The following is a 21,548-nucleotide window of genomic DNA, read 5'->3' as shown; positions in this document are numbered from 1 at the left end:
ACCTGACCGGTGGACGAGACAGCGCAGCGCAGCCCGGATGTATATTCTCCGGCCATAAAACATGAGTATTTTTAACAAGTTTTTTGACACCACGTTTCTTTTCGTCTAACCGGAAGCCGCAGCGCTCGACGGTTCTACAATTTCATCGGTAGTTTTGGATGACGACAGAAGCGGAAATCCGGCATGGCCTGTATATCGAGCACCGGACGGCTTTGATCGACTATGCCGCGCGGATTCTCGGTTCACGGGAGGCGGCCGAAGACATCGTGCAGGACGCTTATCTGCGTTTCACGCCCGGCCAGTCGCCGATCGGCTCACCCCGCCAGACCGTTGCCTATCTCTATCGCGTCGTTCGCAACCTGTCCTTCGACGTGCTCAAGCGCCGCAAGGTGGAGGCGAGACAGCAGGAGGGCGAGCCGCTGCACTGGACGATCCCGGTCGAGACCGAAAATCCGGAACAGGCGCTGATGTTCTGTGACCAGGTGCGCGTCGCCTCCGAGGCGCTGGCGAGCCTACCCGACGATGCGCGGACGGCGGTGGAAATGTACCGGTTTGGCGGCCACACGCTGGAAGAGGTCGCCCGGCATCTTGACGTCTCGGTTGCCACCGTGCACCGCCACGTCAAAAGCGCGATGATGAAAATTGCGCTCGCCCTTGACGCACCCGTGTCATGACGCACAACTGGCGTGAAAAAATCGGCCCGCTCGATCGTCTATAGGATCGAAAGGGAAAAGCGGATAACGAGCCGGAGAGGCCGTATCCCACTGGGGCGACATTTGACACAGCATAGCAATCGATCCGAAGACATTCTCGAAGAGGCCATGGACTGGTTTCTGCGCCTTCGGGAAAGCAGCGCGGATCCGGCCCCCGACGCCGCTTTCCAGCAATGGCTGCACTGTTCGCCGGAACATGCCAAGGCCTGGGATGCCGCCTGCCGCAGCTGGGCTCTGCTCGGGGAAGCGATGCCGCGTCAGCAGGCCGATGCCACACCCGATATCATCGATTTCGCCACTGCGCGCTCCCGAAAGCGCCGTACATCCTTGCGGCTTTGGGCCACGGGCACGCTTCTCGCCGCCGCCTGCATCGTCCTGGCGCTGTTCGCGCCCTCGCTGCTGATCCTGTTCACCGCCGACTACACGACCGGCACGGCGCAGACGATGACCCTGACGCTTGACGATGGCAGTATCGTCGAGATGGCGGCGCGCAGCGCCATCAAGACAGAGATGGAGGGCGCCGCCCGCCACGTGACGCTCCTCGCCGGCCAGGCGTTCTTCGATGTCGCACATGACGCCAAACGCCCCTTCATCGTTGATGCCGGCGGCATGAAGGTCGGCGTCGTCGGCACCGCCTTCGACGTGTCGATGACCAGCGAGCACGCCTCCGTGGCGCTCGCCCGCGGCATCGTCGACGTCTCCGCCACAGGCGGAAAAGCCGATACCGAGCTTTCGCCCGGCCAGATTGCCCGGGCAGATCGCGCCAGCGGCACGCTGACCGTCGATAGCATCGACATCGCCGAAATCGGCGCTTGGCGGGACGGGAAGCTTTTCGTCAACGACGCCACCATCGCCTCCGTGGTCGCGACCCTGCAGCGCTATCACCCTGCCTGGATCCGGATACCGAGCGGCACGCTTGCGTCGCAGCGCGTCACCGGTCTCTATGATCTCAAGGATCCAGATCATGCGCTCGAAGCGCTGGTCGAGCCGTTCGGCGGCAAGGTGCACCGCCTCTCTCCCTATCTCCGCGTCCTCTCGCTTCTCTAGCCAGATGCAAATGCGATTTATTTTCAAAAATCGTCATCGCTGCTGAAAAAACCCGGAAGGTCGATCGTCTTTGCTGCTGAAACGTAGGCCGGGGGGCTCTGCGTCAGAATGGAGACAGAGTCGAGATGAGCGTAGTGGCGTGCCGTACCGGGCGGGGGCTTAGACTGAATCGTGCAGCATGGCTGCGGGCAACGGTGGCGGTGGTCGCAATCAGCGCGCTGGCACCCGCAGTGACCACGCCCGCATTTGCGCAGAACACCGCTGCGGCGGCCGTAAAAGAATTCAACATCCCCTCCCAGCCGCTCTCCGGCGCCCTCAATGTCTTCGGCAGACAAGCCGGCCTGCAGGTGACGCTGGCATCCGAAACGTCGCGCGGCGTCAGTTCAGCAAGCGTGACCGGCGAAATGACGCCGGAACAGGCGCTCGCCCGCCTGCTGTCCGGCACCGGCATTTCCTACCGCATCCAGAACGGCACCGTCGTTGTAGGCACGGCAACCACGGCAGGAACCGTCGGCGGCGCGGCGGCCGCCGACGGTTCGACCGTGCTGCAACCGATCCAGGTCCAGGGTGTTGCAGGCGGACGCGGCGGCGCAGGTGAGATCATCATCGGCGAGCGGGAGATCGAGCGCAACAACCCGACGAGCCTTGCCGACGTCTTCCGCGGCGAACCGGGCATCCAGGTCGGCAGCTCGCTGCCGATGTCGCAGAAGGTCTATGTCCACGGCGTCGAGGAAACCAATCTCGCGGTCACCATCGACGGCGGCCGTCAGGGCAACAAGGTGTTCCATCACAACGCAACGACCCTGATCGACCCGGGCCTCCTGAAGCTCGTTGACGTCGACGCCGGTATCGCGCCTGCCGATGCGGGTCCTGCCGCACTTGCCGGCGCGATCGCCTACGAAACCAAGGATGCCCGCGACCTGCTTCAGGGCGATGGCGTCGGCGCCTTCGTCACCTCATCCTACAATTTTAACAGCAACACCTTCACCAACGGCGTGTCCGGCTACGGCATGAAGGACGGGCTGGAATTTCTCGGTTACCTCAACTACGGCCGCGGCGACGAATTCACGGCCGGCAACGGCGACGAGGTGCTCGGCACGAGCACCAACATCATCAGCGGCATCGGCAAGGTCGCCTATGAGTTCGACAGCGGCGATCGCGTCGAGCTGAGCCATGAGCGCGTCAGGGATGATGCGCCCCGGCCGTTCCGCGCGAACATGGAGCTCATCACCAACGCGCGCCCTTGGGAGCCAAAGGTTCGCGACTACACGCTGACGCGCCAGAATACGGTATTCACCTACACGGACGAAACGCCCGAAGGCCTGTGGGATCCGACATTTGTTCTGGCCTATGCCAAGAACGAGGTCGGCACGCTGGGTTACGCCTGCCCTGGCCCAGGCTGCACGATCCCGACGACCTTCCCGACGATCGGCGAGACCACCAGCTTCAACGGCAAATTCGAAAACCGCTTCGACGTCGGAATTGGCGACATCACTGCCGGTCTCGATTTTTACAATGACAAGGTCGATCTCGACGCCGCCAGCACGTTGCTTGGCTTCTCGGACTCCTCGCGCGAAAAGGCAACCAATGTGGGCCTTTACGCGCAGGCGCGGCTGGAGCCCTGGGACCATACCCGCCTGTCGTTCGGCGGCAGAGCCGACCAGCAATGGTTTACCGGCACCAGCGGCGACAAGTGGGACAATGCAGGCCTGAGCGGTAACGTGTCCCTCGAATACGACCTGACGGATTTCCTCACGGCCAAGACAGGTTTCTCACATGTCTGGGCGGGCATACCGCTGGCCGAGAGCTTCATCATGAATCCGATCTGGAACTATGGCGACGGTCCAGAGCCGGTCACGTCCAACAACTTCACCTTTGGCCTCGAAGCACGTCACAACGGCTTTACACTCGAAGGCACCGTCTTCGGAACCGACATCCACGATGCGCGTGTCGCCAGATACGCGACCGCAACGGGCGCACTGCTGGCGCACGACATGCAATCGCGTGGCTTTGAAATCGGCGCGGGTTACGAGTGGCTCGACGGCTTCATCAAGGTCAAATACGCCCATATCGATGTCGATGTGGACGGCAAGCCAGCCGATTCCGATACCGGCAATTATCTCGCAGCTCCTGTTGGCGATATCATCACGATCACCGCCGCCCACACGTTTAGCGAATGGGGCCTGACAATCGGCGGGGATGTTGAGATTGCGCCGGAATATGATCGGGTGGCGTCCGGAGCTCCTGCCTACAAGGCCTACGAAGTCGTCAATGTCTTCGCCGAGTACAAGCCGCCGAGCCACTCCAATCTGACCTTCCGCGCCGACGTCAAAAATCTCTTCGACGAAACCTATGCCGAAAGGGCGTCTTACGGACAGGAATTCGGCACCGTGAAGCCGCTCTACCAGGAAGGCCGTGCCTTCATGATCACCGCCAAGGCGACGTTCTGAGAACGCCGGCCGATGAACATGCGCAAAGCAGGGAGTTGATCCGATGATCGAGGCGACAGCCAGGTTCGAAACCGGAAACGGCCAGAAATATCTCGAGCAGATGTGCAAGCACTTTGCCCATAAGGTCGAGGTCATCGAGGCGGACGGGCATGCCGAATACCGCTTCTCCTGCGGCATCGGCAAACTGGAGGCGGGGCGGGACGCCCTGCTTCTCAGGGTCAGCGCCGGAAGCGAAGCGGAATTTGCCGAGACCCGGGCGGTGATGGAGGACCATCTCCTTCGCTTCGCCTTCAAGGAGAAACCGGAGCCACTGCTCTGGACGAAGCAGCACCAGGACGCGTGAGCACAGCATTGAGACACGGGAGCGCTGCGCGTTTTCGCGCGGCACGTCCCGCCGTCGATAAAGGTGAACCATGAGCCAGTCTTCCCGCTGGCATGGTTCGGTTCCGACTGCTTCGAGGTGTTGAAAAACGACCGCAGGCGTCTTGCTGACACACTCGACAATACGGTCCCGCTTCAACGCTCGGCCAATTTCTAACTTCGGATATCGACCATGCATATGTTCAAGACATTTCTCACCACCCTCTTTCTGCTGGTCCCGGGCGTTGCCGCGCAGGCGCTGGAGATCGAGACGGCGCAAGGCGTCGTGACCATCGATGCGGCACCGAAAACGGTGGCTGTTTACGACATCGCGGCGGTCGATACGCTCGACAAGCTAGGCGTCAGGATCGACGGCCTGCCGTCGAAACTCTACGTCCCCGAACTCGATCGCCTGAACGGTACGGCCAAGCCGGTCGGCGATATTTTCGAGCCCGATCTTGAAGCGTTGAGTGCGCTTTCCCCCGATCTCATCATCGTCGGCGGCCGGTCTTCACCCAAGCTCTCTTCCGTTTCGAAGGTCGCCCGGTCGATCGACATGACGATGGATGGCGACGATCTGCTGCTGCAGGCGAAGCAACGCCTCTCGGCCTATGGTGCATTGTTCGGCAGGGTGTCGGAGGCGCAGGCCGCGTCTGCGGAACTCGATCAGGCCGTGGACAAGGCCCGCCAGGCGATCGCAGGCAAGGGCAAGGCGCTGATCGTCATGACCAATGGCCCGAAGATTTCGGCCTATGGCGCCGGTTCCCGTTTCGGCTGGGTGCATAACGCGCTGGCGCTTCCATCCGCTGTAAAGGACGTCACCGCCGCGACGCATGGCGAGGCTGTTTCCTTCGAATTCATCCGGGAGGCCAATCCCGACTGGCTGCTGGTACTCGACCGGGCAGCGGCAATCGGCTCCAGCGACCAGAACGCCAAGGCAACACTCGACAACGCCCTTGTCGCCGAGACCGCCGCCTGGAAAAAGGGACAGGTGATCTACCTGCCCGCCGCCGACTTCTACATTGCCGCGGGCGGGGTTCAATCGACGCATCGCGTCCTGGACCAGATCACTGCAGCCTTCTCCGCCGCGCAGTGATGAACTGTCGCATAGCCTATGCGTGGATTGCGCCGCTTCTGCTCGCGGCGCTTTTTGCCGTTAGCCTGTGTGTCGGCGCTGGCAGAACGGGGACCGGGCCGTTCGATCCGGCGGCACAGCAGCTGCTGTTCGTCAGCCGCCTGCCGCGCACGCTTGCCGCCGTTCTGGCAGGTGCGGGCCTCGCGATCGCCGGCCTGATCATGCAGACCATCGCCAGAAACCGCTTCGTCGAACCGGCGACAGCCGGGACGGCGCAGAGCGCAGCGCTCGGCATCCTCATCGCCACCATCTTCTATCCGGCAGCCTCGCTTGCCCTAAAGACGCTGGTCGCCACCGCGACCGCCCTTGCGGGAACCACGGTCTTCCTGGCGACGGCCCATCGCCTGCCGCCGGAGCAGCCCTATCTGGTACCGCTGTTCGGCCTCGTCTATGGCGGGGTGATCGGCGCGGCGGTGACCTTCGCCGCATGGCAGACCGATCTGCTGCAATATGTGGAAATATGGATGAACGGCGAGTTCTCCGGCATCCTGCGCGGGCGCTACGAACTGCTGTGGCTCGCCGTACCGCTGGTTGGCGCCGCCTGGTGGATTGCCGACCGGCTGACGATCATGACGCTCGGACGCGATGCCTCGATCGGGCTTGGCATCAGCTATGGGCGGATGCTGCAGGCCGGGCTTGTGATCGTCTCGGTCATCACGGCGCTGACGGTCACCGTCGTCGGCATGATCCCCTTCGCCGGGCTTGTCGTGCCGAATGTCTCCTCCCGTCTGCTCGGCGACAATATCCGCAGCTCGATCGGATGGGTGGCCGCAGGCGGCGCAATCCTGGTGCTGGGCTGCGATATTATCGGCCGCCTCGTCCGTTACCCCTATGAAATACCTGTCGGAACCGTCATTGGGGTTGCAGGCGCGCTGCTTTTCCTTGTGCTGCTATTCGGGCGCCGAAGAGATGCATAAGGCGCGCCTTCTCATCCTCGCAGCTCTCGCGGCCGCCAGCCTTATCGCCTTCATGTCGATCGGCCTTCGCGGCAACATCGCCTTTGCACTGGAGCTGCGCGCCGTCAGGCTTGCTGCCCTCGTCGTCGTGGCCGTCTCGATTGCCGTCTCGACGCTGCTTTTTCAGACTGTCACCGGCAATCGCATCCTGACGCCATCGATCATGGGTCTCGACGCCCTCTACGTCTTCGGCCAGATCGCGCTGGTCTTCGCCATCGGCGGCGCCGGATTTTCGGCGCTGAATGCGGAAGCGAAGTTCGGCATGGAAGTGCTGCTTCTGATGCTGATGTCCTGTGCCCTGCTCTTTCCGATGCTGAAGACTCGGACGGATATCGGGCTGATGTTGCTGGCAGGCGTCGTTGCCGGCATTCTTTTTCGCAGCCTCTCCTCGCTCGTCGCCCGTCTCATCGACCCAAACGAGTTTGCCGTCGCGCAGAGGGTAAGCTTCGCCAATTTCAGCGACGTTGAAACCGGCCTGCTCGGCATCGCGGCGGTCCTGACGCTTGCCGCCGTCATCGCCGCCTGGCGCCTGCGGCATGTGCTCGACGTTCTGCTGCTCGGGCGCGAGAGCGCCACCGGCCTCGGCATCGACTGGCTGAAGACGGTGGCCGCCATTCTTCTGCTGGTCTCGGCCCTGGTCTCGGTCTCGACCGCCCTTGTCGGCCCCGTTGCCTTTCTCGGCCTGCTTGTCACGGCCCTTGCGGAAAAGATCGGCGGGAGCAGCAGACACGGCGCGCTGATCCCCACCGCCATATTGGTCGCCATCATCCTTCTCGTCGGCGGCCAGACCCTCTTGCAGCATGCGTTGGGCAGCGCCTCCACGCTCGGCATCGTCATCGAATTCGCTGGCGGCCTTGTCTTCCTTCTGATGCTGATTGCCGGGAGCAGAAAATGATCCGTATCGAAAATGTCTCGCTGGCAATCGGCAAGGCCGAGATCCTCAAATCCGTCGAGCTGACGATCCCCAAGGGCGGCATCACGGCACTCGTCGGGCCGAATGGCGCCGGCAAGTCCACGCTTCTGTCGCTGATCGCACGGCTCCAGCCGCTGCAGCATGGCTCGATCTCCATCGACGGGCTTCCCGTCGGCACCACTAGCGGCCGGGAGCTTGCCAAGGTGCTGGCGATCCTGCGCCAGGACACGGCAACGGCAAGCCGGCTCAGGGTGCGCGAACTGGTCGGCTTCGGCCGCTTCCCCCACCACCGCGGCCGCCTGACGGCTACGGACGAGAAGCTGATCGACGAGGCCTTGGCGGGTTTCGATCTCAACGATCTCGCAAGCCGATTCATCGACACGCTTTCCGGTGGCCAAAGACAACGCGCCATGGTGGCGATGACGTTCTGTCAGGGCACCGATTACCTGCTGCTCGACGAGCCGCTGAACAATCTCGACATGTTCTATGCCCGCCAGCTTATGCAGACGCTGCGCCGGATCGCCGACGAGCACGGCCGCACCATCGTCATCGTCATCCACGACATCAACCAGGCGGCCGCCTATGCCGACCGGATCATTGCCATGAAGGACGGGCGGATCATCGCCGCCGGCGCGCCGGAAGACGTCCTGAAGACCGATGTGCTGCAAGCCGTCTTCGGCTACGCGATGCCGGTACACGAAGCCGAGGGCATGCGGGTCGCGCTGCATTTTTGCCGGTAGAACGCCCGGCAATAATAAAAAATACCACTTTCCTTCGGCGCCAATCGGATGCATGTCTTCGCCAACACCCGGCGGTTTGACGGCGGGATCTATGATCAAAAGTGGATATGAGCATGACGCAGCAGGCATGGAGCCATCCGGTAGCCGCCATCACTGAAAACGAGCGGGCCGCCCGCCTGGACCGGCTTCGCCAGAGCATGCGGGAACGTGGCATTGCCGCCACGCTTCTCGGCCCGACGGAAAGCCTGCGCTACTTCACCGGCCTCGTCTGGCATCTGAGCGAGCGCCTGCTCGGCGCTGTCGTCACCGAAGACAGGCTCACCTATATCGTGCCGGGTTTCGAGCTTAGCCGCGTCGAGACGCTGCCGCATCTTCCGGGCGATCTGCTGGTCTGGCAGGAAGAGGAAAGCCCCTCGGCCATCGTCGCGCAGCTTGCAGGCGCTTCAGGCAAGCTGGCGCTCGACGATGCGCTGCCGCTCGCCTTCTACCATGCCTTCGCCGAAAAGATCGGCGCCGCAAGGCTCGTCGATGCCGGGCCGATGATCAATGCGTTGCGCCTCACCAAATCGCCAGCCGAGATCGCCATCATTCAATATGCGATGAAGCTGACGCTCGGCATCCACGGCAAGGTCCGCGAGATGATCAAGCCCGGCATCGCCGCATCCGAAGTGGTCCGGTTCATCGATCAACAACACCGCGCGGCAGGCGCTGATAACGGCTCGAGCTTCTGCATCGTCTCCTTCGGCGCCGCCACGGCGCTGCCGCATGGCGCCGATGGCGAGCAGATCCTGCAGGGTGGCGACGTCATTCTCGTCGATACCGGTTGCCGGATCGACGGCTACCATTCCGATCTGACCCGGACCTACATGCTTGATCCCACCAGCGAATTCGAGCGCGCCTGGTCGATCGAGCGCGAGGGACAGCTGGCGGTTTTCGGTGCGGCAACGCTTGGTGCGGCCTGCGAGACGCTGGATGCCGCCGCCCGCAAGACTTTTGCCAACCATGGACTAGGCCCGGATTATCAGCTGCCCGGTCTGCCGCACCGCGCCGGCCACGGACTGGGGCTCGAGATCCACGAAGGGCCGTTCATCGTCCGCGGCAACAAGACGCCTCTGGCGGCTGGCATGTGTTTTTCCAACGAACCGATGATCGTCTTCCCGGGCCAGTTCGGGGTTCGCCTGGAAGACCATATCTACATGTCGGAGACCGGCGCCAACTGGTTTACCGAGCCGTCGACCGGCCCGTCGTCGGTCTGACGCGAAGCGCAAAATGCAAAACCCGGCCATCCTCCGAGAGGAGAATGGCCGGGCCATGTGGTCAAAAAATCAATCAGCTTGCGGGACTGATCTCCCGCCGCGCGAGTTTGCCTTCTTCGGCCTTGTAGAAATACTGGCTGGCGACGAGCCAGCCTTTCAGCGGCCTCAGCGGCGGAATACAGGTCGCCAGCATGAACGGGCCTGTCACCAGGAACTGCACCCAGAGCGGCGCCGAGAAGGCGACCTCCAGCCACACGCCGAGCAGCACGCTGGGGACGCAGGCAAAGCAGATGACGAAGAAGGCCGGGCCGTCGGCCGGATCGGCGAAGGAGTAATCCAGTCCGCAAGCCTCGCACTCCGTCCGAAGCGTCAAGAAGCCCTTGAACATATGCCCCTGCCCGCATCGCGGACAACGGCCGCGAATGCCGGTCTGCATGGGAGGAAGAGGAGGATATTCGGTATCCACGGTTATCTCGCTTTTCAGGTTGCGAGGCATTTTTATATGCATTCAATGCCTCTGAATGTATGCATACAATATAATTACATTGAAGGCGAATTGCCAGTCTATTGGGCACAATGCCGCAGTGATTTGATCGTAAAGTTAAGAAGCCATCTCCAGCGCCGTCACGCGCCGCTTCCGCCAGCGCGGCAAAGACTGGACGGGATCAGAAAAACGACGCCGTCATCTCGGGCGAGCCTTCCAGGGCATGCGCCATGAAATCCAGCGCGCCCTGCAGACGCTCTCTGGTAATCGGCCCGCCAATGCAGACACGCACAGCGTCCGGTGCCGGACCATCGACGGTGAAGGCATCGCTCGCGACGACACCGATACCGGAGCTGCGCATATGGCTGCTGAAGGTCGATCGGGTCCAGCCATTCGTCAGCGGCAGCCAGATGTTGAAGCTGATCGGATCCGCCTTATAGCTGCCGGCAGGCAGGATCCTTGCCACCATCTGCTGGCGGGCCGTCGACTCAGTGCGGATGAAGTGGAGGATGGAATCGGCGGTACCGTCTTCGATCCACTGGGTCGCCAGCGCCAGATTGAGCGGCGAGGCCATGACGTTGCCAGTGCGCATGGCGCTGATAAACGGCCAGATCGCCTTGGTATCGGGCGCCACGACGACGGCCAGCCGCAAGCCGGCGCCGATGCATTTCGCGAGTCCGCCGATATGCCAGGTGAGCTCCGGCGCAATCGCCGCCAGCGGCGGCGGACCGTTGGCAGGAATGAAGCCATAGGCATCGTCTTCGACGATAGGCAGATTGTATTTGCGGGCGACCGCCGCAATCGCTTCGCGCCGCTGACGCGGAATGGTCAGCGTCAGCGGGTTCTGCAGGGTCGGGTTGAGATAGAGCGCCTTCGGCCTCAGCCTTTCGCAGGCATCGGCCAGCGCATCCGGGAGAATACCCTCTTCATCCATCGGCAGCCCCGACAGATTGAGCCGCAGCTGAGCAGCGATCGAGCGCATGCCGGGATAGGTGATATTTTCGGAGAGAACGGTATCGCCCGGCCGCGCCAGCATGCCGAAAATAGCAAGCAGCGCCGGATGCGCGCCGGGCGTAACGAAGATGCGCTCCTGCGACGGCGCCAGACCGCGGCGGCCAAGCCAGACGCCGGCCGCCTCCTTGTCCATCGCCGAACCGCCAAATCCCTGATAGCGCAGCAGCGGGATCAGATTGGCGGCAACGGTTGCCATGCCATCGCGCATTCGCTTCAGAAGCTCGGCGTCATCTGGCTCGGGCGGAAGGTTCATCGAGAAATCGGCGACGGCTTCGCGCCGCGGATCGGCAACGGCTTCGGCAGCAAACCCTCGGCGCTCTTTTTCCTGACCACCGGTTACGAAGGTTCCACGGCCGACATGCGAGCCGACAAGCCCGCGCTTGCGCGCCTCGACATAGCCGCGGGCGACCGTGGTGAAATCGATATTGAGGCGTTTGGCGAGCTCGCGCTGCGGCGGCAACCGGTCGCCGGCAGCAAGCACACCGCTTCTGAGATCCATCTCGATCAGATCGGCAATCGCCATATAGCGCGGGCTGGAAGAGCGGTTGAGATCTGGGTGCCAGTCTTTCATCTGTGATCCGTCGATACAGGGCCAATGCGGGACGAGGCTCCCGCATTGACTGTATATTGTTGCATCGAGTTTCTGTCACGCGGAAACATTGTCGCAACATCGGATTTCGGAGAGGTCTTGACATGCCCGCAAATACGGGGATGCCAATTTCGAGCGTTACCGCCAGCCGAGCGCCGGGGCGACGTGCTTGAGGATGCTCTCGATCACATGCGCGTTGTAGTCGACACCCAGCTGGTTCGGCACGGTCAGCAGCAGCGTGTCGGCCTCGGCGATCGCCTCGTCCTGTTTCAGTTGTGCGATCAGCCGGTCTGGTTCGGCTGCATAGGAGCGGCCGAAGATCGCCTGCGTCTGTGGATCGATGTTGCCTATCTGGTCCTGGCTGTTGCCGCTGGCGCCGAAATAGGCGCGGTCCATATCGTTCATCAGCGCGAAGATGCTGCGGCTGACGGAGACCCGCGGCTCGCGCGCATGCCCTGCTTCCTTCCAGGCCTCGCGATAGATGCGGATCTGTTCGGCCTGCTGGATATGGAACGGCTTGCCGCTCTCGTCGGTCTTCAGCGTCGAGCTCTGCAGGTTCATGCCGAGCTTGGCAGCCCAGATGGAGGTCGCATTGGAGCTCGATCCCCACCAGATACGCTCACGCAGGCCCTCGGAATGCGGTTCGAGGCGCAGGAGGCCAGGCGGGTTCGGAAACATCGGCCGCGGATTGGGCTCAGCAAAGCCCTCTCCGCGCAGCACGTCCAGAAACACCTCTGTGTGGCGGCGGCCCATATCGGCATCGCTCTCGCCCTCAGCCGGGGCATAGCCGAAATAGCGGTAGCCATCGATGACCTGCTCGGGCGAGCCACGGCTGATGCCGAGCTGCAGGCGGCCGCCGGAGATCAGGTCCGCCGCTCCGGCATCTTCGGCCATATAGAGCGGGTTTTCGTAGCGCATGTCGATGACCGCGGTACCGATCTCGATCCGCCTGGTCTTCGCGCCGACTGCCGCCAGAAGCGGAAATGGCGATGCCAGCTGGCGGGCAAAGTGGTGTACGCGGAAATAGGCGCCGTCGGCGCCGAGCTCCTCGGCGGCCACCGCCAGGTCGATCGACTGCAACAGTGTGTCGCCTGCCGTGCGGGTTTGCGATTGCGGGGAGGGCGTCCAGTGCCCGAATGAGAGAAAACCGATCTTTTTCATGATGCTGTCATCCGCAAGGTTTCGTTGCCGCTGTCTTGCCACGCCGGCGCGCCGGAATATAGCCGCGCGCCATTGAACAGAGTGTCGCTTCCGGCGCGCCTCGCATCATGCCTCTGCTATGAGCATTCGCAGCAATCGCAGATCTGCCATGCATGAGGCGGGACGCTGGAAAAACGGACAAACAAAAACGCCGGCTCGAATGAACCGGCGTTTCCGATAGAAATTCTGAAGATTTCGCGGGCCGATTAGCGGCCGGCTGCAGAGCGTGCGACCGAGCGGATATCACCGCGGTCGATGCCGAGGTCGTGCAGTTCGCGGTTCGTCATGCGACCCAGTTCTGCAACGGTCTGACGGTACTTGCGCCAGTTATTGAAAGAGCGTGCTACGTTCATCTCGGTCCCCTTCCGTGGGCTTTGCGAACCCTGCTGCCCCAATCGGCGCTCCGTTCGCTTCGATGAGAAATATATAATCTAAGCCGGTCGGGATTTGCAGCGCTAAGACATCTGGACAGCATTGCGCACGATGCATAGCTTGCCCATCTGGCGGGCAATTAATGAACACTTGGTGTCCTGACCGCAAAGGCGAAATCTTCCGCCACGAGCTCGCTGATCGAAATCAGCACCTCTTCCGCCGTGAACCCCGAGGCGATCGCCGCGCGGATCAGATCCTGAAGATCGGGCTCGATCACATCGCGGCAATCCTCAAGTCTCTCGTCCGAAACATTCAAGCTGTAAAGTTCTTCCATCGCACAACCCTTTCATGTCCCGTCCGGCGGACCGCAGTCCGGCGGCGCGATCGTTACCGTGCCGATACTTTGCGTTTTGCAGCAGGCAGGAGACCTTCGCGCTGCAGCTGCTTGCGGGCAGCCTTGCGGTGGCGGGACACGGCCTGCGCGTGCTCGCGAACCCGGCGTTCCGAGGGCTTTTCGTAGGCGCGGCGTTCCTTCATCTCGCGAAAGACGCCTTCCTTCTGCAATTTCTTCTTCAGCACACGAAGCGCCTGCTCGACATTGTTGTCTCTGACCAGAACCTGCATGGTCTTCTCCTTCTTCGTTTGTGATGTCTCAGCCCAGCTGCCTGGCAATGATCGCCTTCAGTTCCCGCCGCGTCAGCAGGCAGGGATCGGGCTTCCAATTCTTGGTGGGCCGTTTCACGGCCTCTTCGCGCTTGCGCGGCGCTGCCGCGGCAGGCGCAATCGCGGTATTCGTCTTATTCAAATGAAATCCTTTGCCGCCGTTGGCGGCCGGCACAGCCCGGCAAAAACGCCGGCGACCGGCTTTCGAGCCGGTCATGCGCGGTTTATTATGTGAGTGATGACGGAAAGATAGGGTGAGAGGCGCCGTATTGCAAGGCGGGCCAGCGACCGGGCAGAGCATCGGCACCCACCGCGGAAAGACCGCTGCGGCACAAAAGCGGTCGCAGCGGCTATGGTTTTTCAGCGATCAGCCTTTGATGAAGGCCAGCAGATCGGCATTCAGGATGTCGGCATGGGTCGTCAGCATGCCATGCGGAAAGCCCTTGTAGACCTTCAGCGTGCCGTTCTTCAGAAGCTTGATCGATTCATATGCGGATGCGCCGATCGGCACGATCTGGTCATCATCGCCATGCAGCACCAAAGTCGGCACCGAGATGTTTTTCAGGTCTTCGGTCTGGTCGGTTTCCGAGAAGGCCTTGATACCTTCGTAATGTGCCTTGGCGCTGCCCATCATGCCCTGACGCCACCAGTTGCGGATCACGCCATCCGACACCGCCGCGCCCGGACGGTTGTAACCGTAGAACGGGCCAGCCGGAACATCGAGGAAGAACTGGGCGCGGTTGTCGGCAAGCGCCTTGCGGAAGCCGTCAAAAACTTCGAGCGGCAGGCCGCCAGGATTGGCCGGGGTCTTGACCATCAGCGGCGGTACGGCGCTAACAAGCACGGCCTTGGCAACGCGGCCCTGCGGCTCGCCGAATTTGGCGACATAGCGCGCGACCTGTCCGCCACCGGTGGAATGGCCTATATGAACGGAATTCTTCAGATCGTGATGTTCGACCACGGCGGACGCGTCGGCCGCGTAGTGATCCATGTCGTGACCTTCACTCACCTGCGCGGAGCGTCCGTGGCCGCGCCGGTCATGGGCGATGACGCGATAGCCGTGATGAAGGAAGAACAGCATCTGGTTGTCCCAGTCATCGGCCGAAAGCGGCCAGCCGTGATGGAACACGATCGGCTGGGCATCCTTCGGACCCCAGTCCTTGTAGAAAATCTGCACGCCGTCTTTGGTCGTGACGAAATGATTGGTCATGATCGGTCGTCCTCTGTCGTTCGGGGTTGATTGTCGAAAGGGCAAGCGAAATGGAGTTATGGCAGCTGAAAATGTCGCGCAAACGAATGTCCCTACCCGCGCGCGGCGCCATCATCCCGGATGACTGCGAAGACATCAAGGTTGGATTTCGCGAACGGCAGCGAGGCTGCACGAGCAGCTCTATAGGTAGGTGAATGGAGACGGGACGGGATCCCGCAATCAGTTCACGCTTTTGAAATCGAGACCGATATCGAGGATCGGTGCGCTATGCGTTATCCAGCCGACGGAGATCAGATCGACGCCTGATGCAGCGATGTCAGCCGCGGTCGCCGGCGTGATGCGCCCCGAGGCTTCGGTGATCGCCCGGCCGGCAACGATATCGACGGCCTGGCGCAGCATGGCCGGCTGCATGTTGTCGAGAAGCACGGCATCCACGCCCTCGTCCATCACCTCGCGAAGCTGATCGAGCGTATCCACCTCGATCTCGATCTTGACCATGTGCCCGGCAGCAGATTTGGCTCGGCGCAACGCCTCGCGGATGCTGCCTGCGATGGCGATATGGTTGTCCTTGATCAGCACGGCGTCATAGAGCGCGAAACGATGGTTCATGCCGCCGCCCGCCCTCACCGCATATTTTTCCAGCGCCCGAAGCCCCGGAGTCGTCTTGCGCGTGCAGGCAACCGAGGCCTTCGTTCCGGAGATCGCCTCAGCAATCGAAGCGGTTACCGTGGCGATCCCCGAGAGATGCGAGAGAAAATTCAGCGCCGTGCGCTCGCCGGTCAAAAGTCCCCGCGACGGGCCTGATATCGTTGCGATCACGTCACCGGACTTGACCGCCATGCCGTCCTGCGGGTGCCGCTCCATGACGATCGCGGGATCGACGAGCTGAAAGGAAAGCTCGGCCGCATCCAGACCGGCAATGATACCCGGCTGCCGCGCAGCCATGACGACCGTGGAGCGGTGGTCCGCGGGAATGACGGCAGCCGAGGTGATATCACCGGCAAGACCGAGATCTTCGGCAAGAGCTGCCCGGACCAACGGTTCGATGATCAGGCGCGGCAGGGGAACGAGGCTCATCTCAGGCACTCCTTGCAAAGTCATGGGAGGCGGCGGCGCGGGCGATCGCCAGCACCTCGGCAAGCGTCATCATCCGCCTGCGTGCAACGCCCTGACGCAGCGGGAAATCGGTCCGCGCATGCGCCCCGCGTGATTCCTGGCGCAGGCTCGCAAAGACGGCAATGGAAAGCGCCACGATCGCGGGATCGGAGGCCGGACCTTCGCTTTCCGCCAGAGGCAATAGTGATGCGATCGCGCCATGGATCGCGCCTGCATTGCGCAGAACCCCGAGATGGCGCGAGACGATCGGCCGGACCAGGCTTGTTTCGGGGTCCGGCGGCAAGGCGGGAACCGCCCCGAGGCTCGCCTTGATTGCCGATGAAGCCATATCGCGGGCGGCACGCATGCCCATCACCGCCGCTTCGAACAGCGAGTTGCTTGCCAGCCGGTTTGCACCGTGAAGGCCGGTCGATGCTGCCTCGCCTGCCACCCAAAGTCCGGGCACGCTGGTGCGGCCGCCGCGATCCGTGGCAATGCCGCCCATATGATAATGAACCGCCGGGCGAACCGGGATCGGCGCGCTGCCCGGATCGATACCGGCCTCATGACAAAGGGCGGCGATCGCGGGAAAGCGCGCGCCGAACCGCGTCCCGAGCGTTCGGCGGGCATCGAGGAACACACGTCCGCCGCGGGCGATCTCGGCGCTGATGGCGCGGGCCACGATATCGCGCGGCGCCAGTTCGGCGCCCGGCACGCTGGCCATGAACCGCTCACCTCGCTCGTTGACAAGCTCGGCCCCCTCGCCGCGCACCGCTTCGCTGACGAGCGCCAGCGGGCGGCGGCGGCTGTCGAGCGCCGTCGGATGGAACTGCACGAATTCCATATCGGCAAGAAATGCCCCGGCGCGCGCCGCAAGCGCAACGCCCTGGCCAAAGTTTCCGGCCGGATTGGTGGTCGCCTCGTAAAGCCCGCCGATCCCGCCGGTCGACAGCAGGACGCGCGACGAGGACAGGACAATGCCGCCAGCTGGTCCCGCACAAAGGAGGCCGCAGACGACTCCGTCTTCTGTGAGAACCCGGCGCGCTTCGGCGCCTTCGATCACCGTGATTGCCGGATCGGCGCGGACGGCAGCCGTGAGTGCGCGGATGATCGCCGCTCCCGATCCGTCGCCACCGGCATGGACGATGCGGCGGCGGGAATGGGCAGCCTCCAGGCCAAGGGAAAGCGCACCATCGCCGTTCCTGTCGAAGACGACGCCAAGGCGTTGCAGAACCCGGATGACCTCGGATGCGTCGCCGAGAATGTCCGCAGCGGCCTCGGCGTCACACAGACCGTCACCGGCAGCCAGCGTATCGGCAAGATGCAGGCTCGGGCTGTCATCGGCGCCGACGCTGGCGGCAATGCCGCCCTGCGCCCAGGCGCTCGATGTTTCGGCCCCCAGCGTACTGCGGGTGACGAGAACGGAGGGCTCCGGCGACAGCGTCAAGGCGGCGATCAGCCCGGCAAGACCGCTGCCGACGATCACGGGACGGCCAGAGAGATGGTCGAGGATCTCGATCATATCGCCAGCATCCTCTCCACCGCCCGCCGCGCCGCGACGGCAACGCCAGCATCCACGATCACCTCATGGCGGTTTTCTTCCAGCGCGGTGCGGATATTGGAGAGCGTGATCCGCTTCATATGCGGGCAGAGATTGCAGGGACGGATAAACTCGACGTCGGGATGATGCACCGCGACGTTGTCGCTCATCGAGCATTCGGTCAGCAGAACCACGCGCGCCGGCTTCCTTGCGCTGACATAGTCGGACATCACAGCCGTCGATCCAGCAAAATCCGCTTCCGCCACCACATCGGGCGGGCATTCGGGATGCGCAAGGACGGTGACGCCAGGATGATTTTCGCGCAACTGCCTGACGTCATCGGCCGAAAACAGCTCGTGCACCTCGCAATGCCCATGCCAGGCGATGATCTCGACATTGGTTTCCCGGGCGACGTTGCGCGCCAGGTATTCGTCGGGGATCATCAACACCCGGGGGACGCCGAGCGACTCCACGACCTGCTTGGCGTTGCCCGACGTGCAGCAGATATCGGACGCCGCCTTCACCGCGGCTGACGTGTTGACATAGGTGATGACGGGGACGCCGGGATGGGCCTGGCGCAGCAGGGCGATGTCTTCGGGCGTGATCGAATCCGCCAGCGAACAGCCCGCCGCCATGTCGGGGATCAGCACGGTCTTTGCCGGATTGAGCAGCTTTGCCGTCTCGGCCATGAAATGCACCCCGGCAAGAACGATGACGTCGGCATCGACATCGATGGCCTTGCGCGCCAGCGCCAGACTGTCGCCGACGATATCGGCAACGCCGTGAAAGATCTCCGGCGTCTGATAGTTATGCGCCAGGATGACGGCATTGCGCTTGCGCTTGAGTTCGAGGATGGCCTCGACATCGTCTTCGAACGACATCCATTCGGCTTTGGGAATGACGCGGCTGACGCGATCATAGAGGGACGCTGCTGATACGGGGCGGCTCATGGCGATCTCCTTTATGCTCAAACTGAGCATTAACAGAGCAAACAGATATTCTCATAATGAGCATATGTCAATTGCGGGAGAGAGGCAGTTTCGTTCCCGAGAGAGCGCGCTCTTCGACCACCGTCGGACGGAAGCGGAAGAGCTTGGCTGGACGTCCGCCGGTTTCGCTGGTCATTTCGCCGGTTTCCTCAACCAGTTCCTGCTGCTCGATCAACCGGCGGAAATTCTGTTTGTGGAGCCCTAGCCCGGCCAGCGCCTCGACGGTGCGCTGCAGTTGCAGCAGCGTGAAGCTTTCGGGCATCAGTTCGAAGACGACAGGCCGGTATTTGATCTTGGCGCGCAGCCGCGCGACGCCGGTCGCCAGAATCCGCCGGTGATCGGCAAACATCGGGCGCCCGAAATTCACCCCTTCGACACCGGCCTCGACTAGCAAGCCGGCTTCGTAGAGCAGCTCGTAGCGCTGCAGCGTCAGATCCTCGTTCCAGCCGCCGCCATCCAGCCCGAAGGTGAAATCGGCCCGCTTGTGACGCTGATCGCGTCTGATCGGATCGGCATCGGCCCACAGCCGCAGCTTCTGCATCACCTCGGCCAGCACCTCCGGCCGCCCCTGGCGATGGTCCTCCCAGGGAAGATATTCGTACCATCCATGCCAGGCCGGACGACCCGCACCCGGCGCATCCTGTTCGCGCACCAGGCCGAGATAGCTGATCGATATCGTCCGTCCGCCGAGGATTTCGTTGTTCCGGTCACGATCCGCAAACGTGTAGAGCTGCTCAAGATAGCCGATCGGGTGGCCGGTCTGCTCCTGGATCCATTCGCGCAGGCCGCTCTGCAGTGTCCGGTGTCCGAGCTCGAAGGGGCCGGACGGCAACGCCTCGCCGGCGCGCACGGTCATGACGCGCGGCTCGTCCTTTGTCACAGCCGTCACCACGGCCATGAGTTCGGCATGAGCGAGCCCGATCGTCACGTTGATTCCCCTGGATTATCAGCCACCGTCAGCCCTTGTGGCACAGCCGCGCCGCTTCGCCAACCGCAAGCTGCGCAACGCTGGAGGCGGCAGCGCATTTGCGCTATGAGGCGGACTGTCCAACGCACCAGATCCGGCAGCCAGCATGTTCGTCCTGAAAGACCAGATCGCCGCCGAGCAGGTGATTAAAAAGAGCCGGTTTCGCGCTGTCGCCATTCCTGTCGATAGCGAAGCCGCCGTCAAGGCTGCACTCGCCGAACATTCCGATCCCTCGGCAAACCACAATTGCTACGCCTGGCGGATCGGCAACGTCTATCGCTTCAGCGACGACGGCGAGCCCTCGGGCACCGCCGGAAAGCCGATCTTCCAGGTGATGGAAGGGCGCCAGCTCGACAGGACGCTCGTCATCGTCACCCGCTGGTTCGGCGGCGTACTGCTCGGCGCCGGCGGTCTGGTGCGCGCCTATGGCGGCACGGCCGCGGCCTGCCTCAGAGAAGCGGCGCTGGAAGAGACAATTCCTGCCGTCACCGGCACCGTGCACCTGAATTTCCAGGAATTAGAGATGGTTCGCTCGAAACTGACGTCGCAGGTCATGGCGCGGATTACAGGCGAGCAGTTCGATCACGAGGGATGCCTGCTGCTACTCGAAATCCCAGAAATACACGCCGCCGAAGCCATCCTGCTGGTCACCAACCTGACCCGCGGCCGCGCAGTCCTGAAGCTCGACGACGGCGGCTAGGCTTAGCTTGCGCGGCAGCAGCCGTCACAGGTTTCTGGCGATCACCATCTTCTGCACGTCGCTGGTCCCCTCGTAGATCTGGCAGATGCGGACATCGCGATAGATCCGCTCGACCGGATAGTCGGACATATAGCCATAGCCGCCATGGATCTGCAGCGCCGCGGAGCAGACGCTCTCAGCCATCTCGGATGCGAAGAGCTTGGCCATCGATGCTTCGGAGAGACAGGGCTCGCCGGCTTCCTTGAGCGCTGCGGCATGCAGCACCAGCTGACGCGCCGCTTCGATCTTGGTCGCCATCTCCGCCAGCCGGAAGGCAATGGCCTGATGCTCGGCGATCGGCTTGCCGAAGGTGATGCGCTCACGGGCATAATCTCGCGCCGCTTCGAGCGCCGCGCGCGCCATGCCGACGGCCTGGGCGGCGATGCCGATGCGGCCGCCTTCGAGATTGGCAAGCGCGATCCGGTATCCCTCGCCTTCCCCACCCAGCCGCTGGTCCGCCGTTATTCGCATGCCGGTAAAGGCGATCTGGCAGGTATCGGAGGCATGCAGCCCGAGCTTGTCCTCGACCCGCACGACTTCGTATCCCGGCGTATCGGTCGGCACGATGAAGGCAGTGATGCCCTTCTTTCCCGCCGAAGGATCGGTGACCGCAAAGACGATGATCAGGTTGCCATTCTTGCCTGACGTAATGAACTGCTTGGTACCGTCGAGAACATAGAAGTCTCCATCGCGCACCGCCTTTGTTCTCAGGTTGGCGGCATCGGAGCCGGCCTGCGGTTCGGTCAGCGCGAAACCGCCGATCCATTCACCCGATGCCAACTTCGGCAGGAACGTACGCCTCTGGGCATCGCTGCCAAACCGCAGGATCGGGACGCAGCCGACCGAGCTGTGCACGCTTGTGATCGTCGAGCAGGCGCCATCGGCGGCAGCGATTTCCTCGATCGCCAGCGCATAGGCCACCGCCCCGGTATCCGAACCACCATAGTCCTCGGAAACCAGCATGCCCAGCAGACCGAGCTCGCCCATCTCGCGCAGTTCGTCACGCGGGAAAAGATGCTCCTTATCGCGGCGGGCAGCACCCGGCGCCAGCCGCTCCTGCGCGAAGGCACGCGCCATGTCGCGGATCTGGATCTGTGTCTCGTTGAGCAGCATGGG

Annotated in this window: 23 protein-coding genes; 10 read left to right on the top strand and 13 right to left on the bottom strand. The window is 62.8% G+C overall.

Translation table 11 applies throughout. The features are described 5' to 3' along the window. The first annotated feature begins 158 nt into the window (after positions 1–158). From AB4Z25_RS16930 to AB4Z25_RS16890, 9 genes are all read left to right on the top strand, one after another. Positions 159–674, top strand: a complete 516-nt coding sequence (locus AB4Z25_RS16930; RefSeq protein WP_112388573.1) for a sigma-70 family RNA polymerase sigma factor — start codon at positions 159–161, stop codon at positions 672–674. A gap of 102 nt (positions 675–776) precedes the next feature. Further along, positions 777–1,760, top strand: coding sequence for a FecR family protein (locus AB4Z25_RS16925; protein WP_442208618.1), 984 nt, complete (start codon positions 777–779; stop codon positions 1,758–1,760). A 125-nt stretch (positions 1,761–1,885) separates the two neighbouring features. Then, the gene (locus tag AB4Z25_RS16920; RefSeq protein ID WP_442208617.1) at positions 1,886–4,210 is read left to right on the top strand and encodes a TonB-dependent receptor domain-containing protein; all 2,325 of its coding nucleotides are present in this window, start codon (positions 1,886–1,888) and stop codon (positions 4,208–4,210) included. A gap of 43 nt (positions 4,211–4,253) precedes the next feature. Continuing rightward, positions 4,254–4,553, top strand: a complete 300-nt coding sequence (locus tag AB4Z25_RS16915; protein ID WP_442208616.1) for a DUF2218 domain-containing protein — start codon at positions 4,254–4,256, stop codon at positions 4,551–4,553. A 210-nt stretch (positions 4,554–4,763) separates the two neighbouring features. Continuing rightward, positions 4,764–5,666, top strand: coding sequence for a siderophore ABC transporter substrate-binding protein (locus tag AB4Z25_RS16910; protein ID WP_442208615.1), 903 nt, complete (start codon positions 4,764–4,766; stop codon positions 5,664–5,666). Continuing rightward, positions 5,666–6,622 (top strand): ABC transporter permease, encoded by a 957-nt coding sequence (locus AB4Z25_RS16905; protein ID WP_442208614.1) that lies wholly within the window; start codon positions 5,666–5,668, stop codon positions 6,620–6,622. Before AB4Z25_RS16910 ends, AB4Z25_RS16905 begins: the two co-directional genes overlap by 1 nt. Further along, on the top strand, positions 6,615–7,556 hold the full coding sequence (locus AB4Z25_RS16900; RefSeq protein WP_442208612.1) for an iron chelate uptake ABC transporter family permease subunit: 942 nt from the start codon (positions 6,615–6,617) through the stop codon (positions 7,554–7,556). Before AB4Z25_RS16905 ends, AB4Z25_RS16900 begins: the two co-directional genes overlap by 8 nt. Beyond that, a complete protein-coding gene (locus tag AB4Z25_RS16895; RefSeq protein WP_442208611.1) occupies positions 7,553–8,314 on the top strand; it encodes an iron ABC transporter ATP-binding protein in 762 nt (253 codons plus the stop codon). Before AB4Z25_RS16900 ends, AB4Z25_RS16895 begins: the two co-directional genes overlap by 4 nt. A 113-nt stretch (positions 8,315–8,427) precedes the next feature. Beyond that, on the top strand, positions 8,428–9,570 hold the full coding sequence (locus tag AB4Z25_RS16890; protein WP_442208610.1) for a M24 family metallopeptidase: 1,143 nt from the start codon (positions 8,428–8,430) through the stop codon (positions 9,568–9,570). Between the two features lie 73 nt (positions 9,571–9,643). On the opposite strand, the gene AB4Z25_RS16885 is transcribed toward AB4Z25_RS16890, so the two are convergent. From AB4Z25_RS16885 to AB4Z25_RS16830, 12 genes are all read right to left on the bottom strand, one after another. Beyond that, the gene (locus AB4Z25_RS16885; RefSeq protein WP_112389017.1) at positions 9,644–10,036 is read right to left on the bottom strand and encodes a DUF983 domain-containing protein; all 393 of its coding nucleotides are present in this window, start codon (positions 10,034–10,036) and stop codon (positions 9,644–9,646) included. A 199-nt stretch (positions 10,037–10,235) separates the two neighbouring features. Next, positions 10,236–11,639: an aminotransferase-like domain-containing protein gene (locus tag AB4Z25_RS16880; RefSeq protein WP_442208609.1), complete on the bottom strand. Its 1,404-nt coding sequence runs from the start codon at positions 11,637–11,639 to the stop codon at positions 10,236–10,238. 156 nt (positions 11,640–11,795) lie between these two features. Beyond that, positions 11,796–12,818, bottom strand: coding sequence for an LLM class flavin-dependent oxidoreductase (locus AB4Z25_RS16875; RefSeq protein ID WP_112514603.1), 1,023 nt, complete (start codon positions 12,816–12,818; stop codon positions 11,796–11,798). A gap of 245 nt (positions 12,819–13,063) precedes the next feature. After that, positions 13,064–13,210: a DUF1127 domain-containing protein gene (locus AB4Z25_RS16870; protein WP_112514601.1), complete on the bottom strand. Its 147-nt coding sequence runs from the start codon at positions 13,208–13,210 to the stop codon at positions 13,064–13,066. A gap of 158 nt (positions 13,211–13,368) precedes the next feature. Then, positions 13,369–13,563: a hypothetical protein gene (locus AB4Z25_RS16865; RefSeq protein ID WP_112388587.1), complete on the bottom strand. Its 195-nt coding sequence runs from the start codon at positions 13,561–13,563 to the stop codon at positions 13,369–13,371. Between the two features lie 53 nt (positions 13,564–13,616). Beyond that, positions 13,617–13,853, bottom strand: coding sequence for a 30S ribosomal protein S21 (rpsU, locus tag AB4Z25_RS16860; protein ID WP_112444127.1), 237 nt, complete (start codon positions 13,851–13,853; stop codon positions 13,617–13,619). A 28-nt stretch (positions 13,854–13,881) separates the two neighbouring features. Then, the gene (locus AB4Z25_RS16855) at positions 13,882–14,034 is read right to left on the bottom strand and encodes a hypothetical protein (protein ID WP_310290866.1); all 153 of its coding nucleotides are present in this window, start codon (positions 14,032–14,034) and stop codon (positions 13,882–13,884) included. 225 nt (positions 14,035–14,259) lie between these two features. Then, the gene (locus AB4Z25_RS16850) at positions 14,260–15,102 is read right to left on the bottom strand and encodes an alpha/beta fold hydrolase (protein ID WP_442208608.1); all 843 of its coding nucleotides are present in this window, start codon (positions 15,100–15,102) and stop codon (positions 14,260–14,262) included. Positions 15,103–15,321: 219 nt separating this feature from the next. Beyond that, positions 15,322–16,203: a carboxylating nicotinate-nucleotide diphosphorylase gene (gene nadC, locus AB4Z25_RS16845; RefSeq protein ID WP_442208607.1), complete on the bottom strand. Its 882-nt coding sequence runs from the start codon at positions 16,201–16,203 to the stop codon at positions 15,322–15,324. Continuing rightward, entirely contained in the window at positions 16,181–17,719 is a 1,539-nt protein-coding gene (locus AB4Z25_RS16840; protein WP_442208606.1) for an L-aspartate oxidase, read from the bottom strand. Before AB4Z25_RS16840 ends, nadC begins: the two co-directional genes overlap by 23 nt. Then, positions 17,716–18,687, bottom strand: a complete 972-nt coding sequence (nadA, locus tag AB4Z25_RS16835) for a quinolinate synthase NadA (protein WP_442208605.1) — start codon at positions 18,685–18,687, stop codon at positions 17,716–17,718. The genes AB4Z25_RS16840 and nadA overlap by 4 nt, the downstream gene beginning before the upstream one ends. A 67-nt stretch (positions 18,688–18,754) precedes the next feature. Further along, positions 18,755–19,654 carry an NUDIX hydrolase gene (locus AB4Z25_RS16830; RefSeq protein ID WP_442208604.1) on the bottom strand — a complete coding sequence of 300 codons (900 nt, stop codon included), beginning with the start codon at positions 19,652–19,654 and terminating at the stop codon, positions 18,755–18,757. Between the two features lie 145 nt (positions 19,655–19,799). On the opposite strand from AB4Z25_RS16830, the gene AB4Z25_RS16825 reads away from it, so the two are divergent. Then, entirely contained in the window at positions 19,800–20,393 is a 594-nt protein-coding gene (locus tag AB4Z25_RS16825; RefSeq protein WP_442208603.1) for an IMPACT family protein, read from the top strand. 24 nt (positions 20,394–20,417) lie between these two features. Here the strand turns inward: AB4Z25_RS16825 and AB4Z25_RS16820 are convergent, their stop codons facing one another. Then, positions 20,418–21,545, bottom strand: a complete 1,128-nt coding sequence (locus AB4Z25_RS16820; protein WP_442208602.1) for an acyl-CoA dehydrogenase family protein — start codon at positions 21,543–21,545, stop codon at positions 20,418–20,420. Positions 21,546–21,548: the final 3 nt, after the last annotated feature.

Origin of the sequence: Rhizobium sp. RAF36, from assembly GCF_052114105.1 — a bacterium.
GTDB lineage: Bacteria > Pseudomonadota > Alphaproteobacteria > Rhizobiales > Rhizobiaceae > Rhizobium.
The sequence above is the reverse complement of the archived record's forward strand: the minus strand, read 5'-3'. Positions and strand labels throughout refer to the sequence as shown.

Excerpts from the sequence above, each read along its gene's own strand:
- AB4Z25_RS16915 (WP_442208616.1), top strand. The coding sequence starts at position 4,254 with ATGATCGAGGCGACAGCCAGGTTCGAAACCGGAAACGGCCAGAAATAT.
- AB4Z25_RS16910 (WP_442208615.1), top strand. The coding sequence starts at position 4,764 with ATGCATATGTTCAAGACATTTCTCACCACCCTCTTTCTGCTGGTCCCG.
- AB4Z25_RS16905 (WP_442208614.1), top strand. The coding sequence starts at position 5,666 with ATGAACTGTCGCATAGCCTATGCGTGGATTGCGCCGCTTCTGCTCGCG.
- nadC (WP_442208607.1), bottom strand. The coding sequence starts at position 16,203 with ATGACTTTGCAAGGAGTGCCTGAGATGAGCCTCGTTCCCCTGCCGCGC.
- AB4Z25_RS16840 (WP_442208606.1), bottom strand. The coding sequence starts at position 17,719 with ATGATCGAGATCCTCGACCATCTCTCTGGCCGTCCCGTGATCGTCGGC.
- AB4Z25_RS16890 (WP_442208610.1), top strand. The coding sequence starts at position 8,428 with ATGACGCAGCAGGCATGGAGCCATCCGGTAGCCGCCATCACTGAAAAC.
- nadA (WP_442208605.1), bottom strand. The coding sequence starts at position 18,687 with ATGAGCCGCCCCGTATCAGCAGCGTCCCTCTATGATCGCGTCAGCCGC.
- rpsU (WP_112444127.1), bottom strand. The coding sequence starts at position 13,853 with ATGCAGGTTCTGGTCAGAGACAACAATGTCGAGCAGGCGCTTCGTGTG.
- AB4Z25_RS16900 (WP_442208612.1), top strand. The coding sequence starts at position 6,615 with ATGCATAAGGCGCGCCTTCTCATCCTCGCAGCTCTCGCGGCCGCCAGC.
- AB4Z25_RS16870 (WP_112514601.1), bottom strand. The coding sequence starts at position 13,210 with ATGAACGTAGCACGCTCTTTCAATAACTGGCGCAAGTACCGTCAGACC.
- AB4Z25_RS16895 (WP_442208611.1), top strand. The coding sequence starts at position 7,553 with ATGATCCGTATCGAAAATGTCTCGCTGGCAATCGGCAAGGCCGAGATC.
- AB4Z25_RS16875 (WP_112514603.1), bottom strand. The coding sequence starts at position 12,818 with ATGAAAAAGATCGGTTTTCTCTCATTCGGGCACTGGACGCCCTCCCCG.
- AB4Z25_RS16820 (WP_442208602.1), bottom strand. The coding sequence starts at position 21,545 with ATGCTGCTCAACGAGACACAGATCCAGATCCGCGACATGGCGCGTGCC.
- AB4Z25_RS16880 (WP_442208609.1), bottom strand. The coding sequence starts at position 11,639 with ATGAAAGACTGGCACCCAGATCTCAACCGCTCTTCCAGCCCGCGCTAT.
- AB4Z25_RS16930 (WP_112388573.1), top strand. The coding sequence starts at position 159 with ATGACGACAGAAGCGGAAATCCGGCATGGCCTGTATATCGAGCACCGG.
- AB4Z25_RS16825 (WP_442208603.1), top strand. The coding sequence starts at position 19,800 with ATGTTCGTCCTGAAAGACCAGATCGCCGCCGAGCAGGTGATTAAAAAG.
- AB4Z25_RS16865 (WP_112388587.1), bottom strand. The coding sequence starts at position 13,563 with ATGGAAGAACTTTACAGCTTGAATGTTTCGGACGAGAGACTTGAGGAT.
- AB4Z25_RS16850 (WP_442208608.1), bottom strand. The coding sequence starts at position 15,102 with ATGACCAATCATTTCGTCACGACCAAAGACGGCGTGCAGATTTTCTAC.
- AB4Z25_RS16920 (WP_442208617.1), top strand. The coding sequence starts at position 1,886 with ATGAGCGTAGTGGCGTGCCGTACCGGGCGGGGGCTTAGACTGAATCGT.